At 40.9% G+C, this 6987-nt stretch carries 9 protein-coding genes; 4 read left to right on the top strand and 5 right to left on the bottom strand.

Annotated elements, in window-relative coordinates:
* Positions 1 to 404 precede the first annotated feature (404 nt).
* The 3 genes from ACFIMX_RS00005 (at position 405) to ACFIMX_RS00015 (ending at position 2244) form a co-directional block, all read left to right on the top strand.
* Positions 405 to 989, top strand: a complete 585-nt coding sequence (locus tag ACFIMX_RS00005) for an antA/AntB antirepressor family protein (protein WP_375693862.1) — start codon at positions 405 to 407, stop codon at positions 987 to 989.
* Positions 990 to 1240: 251 nt separating this feature from the next.
* A complete protein-coding gene (locus tag ACFIMX_RS00010) occupies positions 1241 to 1969 on the top strand; it encodes a phage antirepressor KilAC domain-containing protein (RefSeq protein WP_375693863.1) in 729 nt (242 codons plus the stop codon).
* The gene (locus ACFIMX_RS00015) at positions 1966 to 2244 is read left to right on the top strand and encodes a hypothetical protein (RefSeq protein ID WP_375679915.1); all 279 of its coding nucleotides are present in this window, start codon (positions 1966 to 1968) and stop codon (positions 2242 to 2244) included. The genes ACFIMX_RS00010 and ACFIMX_RS00015 overlap by 4 nt, the downstream gene beginning before the upstream one ends.
* Positions 2245 to 2289: 45 nt before the next feature.
* Here ACFIMX_RS00015 and ACFIMX_RS00020 read toward each other — a convergent pair whose 3' ends face one another.
* Both ACFIMX_RS00020 and ACFIMX_RS00025 read right to left on the bottom strand, forming a co-directional pair.
* Complete coding sequence (locus tag ACFIMX_RS00020) at positions 2290 to 2616, bottom strand: HigA family addiction module antitoxin (protein ID WP_273791640.1); 327 nt, start codon at positions 2614 to 2616, stop codon at positions 2290 to 2292.
* A 33-nt stretch (positions 2617 to 2649) separates the two neighbouring features.
* Positions 2650 to 2925, bottom strand: a complete 276-nt coding sequence (locus ACFIMX_RS00025; RefSeq protein WP_375680466.1) for a type II toxin-antitoxin system RelE/ParE family toxin — start codon at positions 2923 to 2925, stop codon at positions 2650 to 2652.
* 119 nt (positions 2926 to 3044) lie between these two features.
* On the opposite strand from ACFIMX_RS00025, the gene ACFIMX_RS00030 reads away from it, so the two are divergent.
* The gene (locus tag ACFIMX_RS00030) at positions 3045 to 3224 is read left to right on the top strand and encodes a hypothetical protein (protein WP_375680467.1); all 180 of its coding nucleotides are present in this window, start codon (positions 3045 to 3047) and stop codon (positions 3222 to 3224) included.
* Positions 3225 to 3551: 327 nt separating this feature from the next.
* On the opposite strand, the gene ACFIMX_RS00035 is transcribed toward ACFIMX_RS00030, so the two are convergent.
* The 3 genes from ACFIMX_RS00035 to ACFIMX_RS00045 all read right to left on the bottom strand — a co-directional run.
* Complete coding sequence (locus ACFIMX_RS00035) at positions 3552 to 3764, bottom strand: hypothetical protein (protein ID WP_375680468.1); 213 nt, start codon at positions 3762 to 3764, stop codon at positions 3552 to 3554.
* Between the two features lie 9 nt (positions 3765 to 3773).
* Entirely contained in the window at positions 3774 to 5156 is a 1383-nt protein-coding gene (locus ACFIMX_RS00040; protein ID WP_375683153.1) for a Bgr_08870 family protein, read from the bottom strand.
* 14 nt (positions 5157 to 5170) lie between these two features.
* The coding region (locus ACFIMX_RS00045; RefSeq protein ID WP_375693864.1) for a DUF4815 domain-containing protein at positions 5171 to 6987 on the bottom strand (1817 nt) is incomplete at its 5' end.

A 6987-nucleotide genomic window follows, 5' to 3' on the forward strand; every position in this document is an offset into this window, starting at 1 on the left:
ACCTGTTGCCATTTTATACTCCTTTGAAATATTGGCTAATGAAATAAATGGAAAAAAATGAAGGGGATGATTGCTGTGTTTTAAGCGTCCAGCATTTATAGATGAAATTAACAAAAATATAGAAAGGTGCTTGACATTATTTCTGCAATGTGTATTTTCGAATCAGGTGCTTGAAAAACACCTTAAAACATCTAGCGGATTGGTTACCGAAATAATCAGTTTTCCGCACATTAAAGGCTTTGACTCATTGTATGTTACACGCATATAATGATTTCGTCGGGTGTGGTTATGCTATACAATACCCTTTTGGGAAAGGCATAACGACGGACTAGATGCCGTGTTTTTCAGCGCCCGGCACTCTCTTTAGAGTGTCAATGAAAAACATCTAACGATAAGGAGTTCTCATGAACACACTTATAGAAATATCAGAACAGGTTATTGATCAAGAAACTGTTCAAACTGTTAATGCGCGTGATTTGCATGCGTTTTTAGAGATAAAAGCCCGCTTTAATGATTGGATTAAAAATCGCATCAACAAATATAATTTATTAGAAAATCAGGATTATTTAGTTTTCACCAATTTTGGGGAAAACCTCCAAGGTGGTCGTCCCTCTAAAGATTATCATCTCACCTTAAGCGTAGCCAAAGAGCTCTCTATGCTTGAAAATAATAAGAAAGGTAGAAAAGCTCGTTTATACTTTATCGAATGTGAAAGACGGTTAAAACAAGTAGCAACACCACAGATTGACTACTCCAAACCCGAAGCATTACTTGGCGTCTTGAATCATTTACAAAGTCAAATTGAGCAGAAAGATCATGTTATTGCAGAATTAGCACCAAAAGCAGAGGCACTTGAGGGTCTAAAACGTTCTGATGGTCTGTTTGGTCTTATCGAAGCAGCAAAGATGTTAGAGGTACGACCAAAGGATTTAGCTGATTACTTTTATAAAAACATTACATTGCCACTTGACAATATTGCGACAATATGAATAATCGAATCAGGTGCCTAAGAAACACCTTGATAGCAAGCGGATTGATTGTCGAAATAATCAGTTTTCCGCACATTAAAAAGCTTTGACTCATTGTATGTTACACGCATATAATGACTTTGTCGGGTGTAGTTACGCTATAAAATACCCTTTTGGGAAAAGCATAACGGCGGACTTGCTACCGTGTTTCTTAACACCCGACACTCTTGTAGAGTGTCAATAAGAAACCTCTAAGTAGCAAGGAGTTCTTTATGAACAATCTCATAGAAACTAAAGAAAGCACTGCTAATAGTGCTACCACTCGGACTATGTCTAGTCGTGAAATTGCTGATTTGTGTAAAAAGCAGCACGCACATATTATGCGTGATATCAAGAAAATGCTTGAAGAACTTAACGGCTCCAAATTTGGATTGGTTGATTTTATCGGTACTTACGTTGATGCAAAAGGTGAAAGCCGCCCTTGTTACAACCTCCCCAAGCGTGAGTGTTTAATTCTTGTTTCGGGTTACAGCACTGCTTTACGAGCAAAGATTATTGACCGTTGGCAAGAATTAGAAAGACAAGTAGCAACACCACAAGTTGATTATTCCAAACCCGAAGCATTGCTTGGTGTTTTGAATCACTTACAAAGTCAAATAAAACAGAAAGACCATGTTATTGCCGAATTGTCTCCAAAAGCAGAGGCTTTAGAAGGTCTAAAACGCTCTGATGGTCTGTTTGGTTTAATTGAAGCAGCAAAGATGTTGGAGGTACGACCGAAGGATTTAACCGATTACTTGCGTAAACATGATTGGGTCTATCGTCGGGCTCCAGGGGCGCCTTTGTTGCCTTATCAAGATAAAATCAAGAAAGGCTTTATGGATTGCCCTGCTATCACCATTCAAAGACCGGATGGTACAGAAAAGGTGCTGCCTTCAACGAAAATTACCTCCAGAGGATTAGCATGTTTAAGAGAACAAATCCATGGAGGTGTGCAATGAAGATAGATACCAACTTCTTATGCGATTTATGGATAGCATTATCCCAATTTTCTAATGATGAAAATGTGAGCGACAAAGATTGTAGTGCTCTGGTTCAAACTATGAATGCAATAGAAAAGGTTCTAGTTTTAAAGCTTCAAGATGACGTACCCAATATTACAAAAATCTTGGCAATTTTGACAGATTTTGGAGCTTCCGAACTGCCGCATAGCATGGATTCTTTGTTGCGCGCTTATGAACCAAATTTCGAGAGCCCTATTAAAAAGGTTGCTTAAGTAAAAAACATGTTTTATCTCCTCGTCTTTAGGGCGGGGAGGTAGTTAATGGCTCTGTTCCATTTGTATATCCACTTTATTAGCTGTTAGCGTTGGAATAGAAGAGACATCAATGTCCCTCAAGGCATGCCATGTATCATAATTGGCTTGAAGCTGTAGCCAAAGGGCTGGTCCATTTCCTAACAATTTACCAATGCGAGCTGCTGTTACGGCTGTGACTGGACGTTCTCCTTTAAGGATGCCATGCAAATGCTGGCGTGATATTTGAAGAATCCTAGCAATTTCGGTTTTGCTTGCATTTAAATGTTCTAAGGATTCAGCTAAAATTTCTCCTGGATGAGAAGGACAACGATTAGGATTACGTGTAGTCATGGATAGTTTCCTTTACAATTAATCTTAAAACCTTCAGTGGTATTGCTCTAGATCAACATGGTAAACATGTCTGTCTTTAAATTCAAAAGTGATACACCAAGGACCATTGATATGAATTGTGTAGCGAGTTGGAGTAAAGCCTTTAAGCATATGAAAATTATAACCTGGTACATTGATATCATTAACTTGAGAAGCTGCGTCAAGGGTATCAAGACGGCGAATAATACGCTGTTGAAGCCTGCTATCAATCTTACTTTTTCCTGTTTCCCAGAGAGATTGTAGGTCTTTATTTTTAAATGTTTTGATCATAGCAAATTCAGTAACATCATTTTAAATAGAATGTAATGTATTAAGTGACAAATGTCAACAAAAATGTTACAATTTAATACGGTTGATGCCAATACTGTAGAACTGAAGGAATGTAAGAAATGAACATCAAACCTATTCGCACTGAACAAGATTATCAAGAAGCCTTAGAAATTGTGTCAGCAATGTTTGATAAGCAACCTAAAGAGAATACTCTAGAATTTGATAGAATGAAAACTCTTGTTTTGTTAATTGAAGCTTATGAAACAGAGCACTATCCTGTTTCTCCACCTCATGCGTAAAGAGAAGAATAGGTGCATGGAGGGGATAAATTTGCACGTTAACATCAAGGATTTTACAAACATACCAACGGCTGTCTGATCAAATATTGCTAAAAACTTAGATCCCTTGCCATTCTTAATAAAGTGAATACGAAGTTTAAATTCTATTGTCATTTTGCTCTCCAAATTAATGAAGAGACCATAACAATCATCTACACTCTCTCATAAGACTGACACTGTCAGTCAAAAAAGCCCTTTAAAGGGCTTTGAAAGAGCTTTAAAGGGGATTTTAAAAACATACAAAGCCAGCTTATACAACAAGCATCATTAACACTATTGTTTGAGTGCCTAAGCTTCTTCACCTTTTTCTTGTGATTTATGGCTAAGCTCTGCCATTGTTTCTTTATCCACCATGGGAGGAGAAAACACTCCGTCCTTATAAGTCCAGCCAATTTGTGCTTCACTTGAGGGGATCGCTTCACCATCAAAGGCGTGAACATAATCTTCTGAGGCTACAATAATATTTGTTACCACACCATTTTCAACAACTGCATATTTCATAAAAAACTCCTAGATAAAAAATCTCAACAAGATTGCTCCGTCACCACCATTGCCGCCATCTCCACCAGATTTTCCTGGAAAGTAGCCACCGCCACCGCCGCTGGTAAAACCATTTCCATCACCACCATTGCCGCCTTTCCCACTGTACCCCCCTTTTGCGATACCATCACTGCAACCACCACCAGCACCACCATAAATAGAGCTTCCACCATGTCCAATGTTTGTTTTATAGACAATAAAGGGGCCGTCGTTACTTCTATAGTATGCGTAGCCACCACCACTCCCGCCACCGAAAGTAGAACTACTGCCATTGACGCTGGTATTGCTAGAGTAATAGCTGCCACCGCTACCGCCGCGACCACTGCTGTTGGCACTTCCTTCACTGCCACTAGTTGCGTATCCATAATATCCACCACCTCCGCCACCGCCTGCGGTAAGAAGTCCCTGAATTATTGTTTGACCACCTATGCCTCCCCTCTCGTTATTACCGCCTTTCCCACCACGTCCAATTTGAGCATTTTTTGAGTTTCCCAGCTGGTATCCTTTGATTTTAATACGTACGCAACCGCCGCCACCTCCACCACCGCCTTTTATATTACTGCCGCCTCCACCGCCACCCCACGCCCATATTTCAATATCGGTGTAGCTAGTAACACTATCAGGAAATGGAATGGGTCCACTTTCTGTCATGAGGATTTCAAGGGGATTAAGCGCGGTAACTTCTTTCAGTTTTGCAATCTCATTGCGTATTTTTTGAAGGACAGTGGTAGCCTCATCTTTTGTGTAAAGTGCCTTACCATCAACAGTTGCTGGACCTCTAAGCATGCTTCCACTTGCACTTAGACTTGTCACAACTTTATTATTGTGGGTGAGATTAAACGACGAATTACCTAACAGCTCTAAGCCACCACTCATTGTAACTTTGCTGGTAAATTTATTGTAATTTTTCCATTCATTGGGACTTGTGAGGCGTCCATAGCTTGTGAGATCTTGATTGATCTTGGCTCTAAAATCGTCAAGACCCACGATATCTTCGGTTTTATGTTGATGCGCGCCTAACAGTGAGACAGCACTGCCAAAGGTAAAGTTATTATTGCTTGATTTATAGAGAACATAATTATTTGAGGCATCTTTGGCGCCCTCGATATCGCTTAAATCGGCAAAAGTGAAGGTTTTATCCACTGCCATCTTGGCTTCAAGAGCTGTTTTAAGACCATTAACATCCCCTATTGTGTGTTTGTGCTGTAAAGGTGCCTTTTCGTCTACTTTTTCCTCAACTTCTACAAGCGCTTGATCAATTTTGGTCAAGTTTTCGCGCAAGATGGGGAATTCAGAACTGATAAAACGCCCTTCTTTAGGCAATTCCATGTCGAGTTTTTTGGTTTTGGTCATCTCTCATTTTCCCATTATAATATGCCAGCGCCAAAATCACACACCATGGACCGCGCAGCAGGTCCACCGGTAAGGGTCAATTTCAAACGTGCTTGTTTGGCTGTTTTGTCACCACTGATAAATTTTCGTTCTGTCCAAAGTGGTTCAGTGAGTTGTTCTGTTTCGTCAAGTTTCAAAGGGGTGAAACCACCATCATCCAGCTGCATCTCGCAAGTGAAGGTTGCACCGCCCGGTAAAAAGGTTTTGATATAGCTCGTTAACCTTGCCTTTTCGCCAAAGGCAAAAGCACGCGTGACATAGGTCGCTTCCTTATGGATTTTTCCCGCAATCAACTGAACAGGAGCAAATAACACCGGTGAGAGCTTTTCGGTGCCTTTGAGAATGGCGCGAAGCTTGACCTTTTCACTGATATATTCGGTCAGACTGAGTAATTGAAAAGGAAGCAGTTGATAAACTGTGCCGTTGTTTCGTTCAATTTCAAAGATGACAGAACAATCGCTTGAAGGCAATTCAATGGCTGCACGTACTTGCAAATCAGAACAATCCACAAGATCAAAGGTGCCTAAATCAACCCTCTTTTCTGTTTGCCTATAGCGGGCAGCCAATATCCGAAAGGCTAAAGCCTCATCTTGATGGGCTGTCCAACTTTGTGCGTTAACAGAAGAAAAGCGTGGACCAGTCACGTAAGGGTGACTTGAGACAAATCTTTGACTGTTTACATCAAAATCTCCAAGCTTTGCTAGTGAGACGGCATGATTACTATCATCGGTTTTAATGACAAAGGCAGTCAGACGATCATCAGGAACGGTTAAGGGTACATCATAGCGTGCTCCAGCCCACCCGATTTTGGCGCCCTTCATGGAATAGGAGGTTTGTGCTTGAATATCAGCGGTAGGATAACCGTTTTCTGTACTGACCAAATCAATCACCAGATCATGGTTTTGATGACCAATTTTACAAAGATGGAAATCAACCCCCGTGATTTGTCGTGTTTCATCGGGAGTAAAGACTTGCGCTTGTGGGTCTACTTGTGTCCATATCTTCACCGTGGTAGTACGCCGCATCACTTTCACATCAATCACACCTTGTCCGGTAAAAAGTCCCGTTGCAATGGTTCCACCTTTTCCCCGTGCCACAACATTTTTTGTGCCAGCGGTAATATTTTGTGGAATCGTGAAAGCGCCTTCAAGAGCGCCATCGGGAGATGTAAAACAATAATAGATTTTTTGTAAAATATCCACGCCATCAAAGGTAAAGCTTTCTAATTTTTCCCCTTTGCCAAAACCTTCAATTTTAAAGGAAAGGGTAATTTGTCTTAAGAAATCAATTTGTTCTCGGATTTCATTGACCAAGTCATCACGCACTTCTGTGTTACGGATAGTTCTCCCGCGATTCCATCCCATATTAAGTTGATTGGTGACACTTGAGAGCCAATCGGTGCGCTGTTCATGCCAAAAGTCTGTTGCGGGTTCAAGGGTTACTGTACCAGGCAAGGTCGCAAAATTTTGATAGGGGTTGATTTTTTCGCAAGCCGTTGTCAACTCTTGCGCAATGATCACTTCATTTGTCCAGTCAAGGGTAACGGGCGCTGTTAAGGGGGCGGTGTAAAAGGTTGGATCAATGGCAAGCTGTAAAATGCCATGACCAATAGCCCCTGTTTGGGGAACCCCTTCATCGCGATAATTGTCATCGAGAAAAGGGTCAACAAACATGCCTTTTTTGGCAACGGGCTCTTTAGAGTCAACATTGTTTTTAATGCGCTCTAATTGCATCAACCGATCAAGAGAGAGTATCCGTTGAAAATAACGCCACATCTCATCATAGGGGGCAA

Source organism: Bartonella sp. AD24XZML (assembly GCF_042196485.1).
GTDB lineage: Bacteria > Pseudomonadota > Alphaproteobacteria > Rhizobiales > Rhizobiaceae > Bartonella.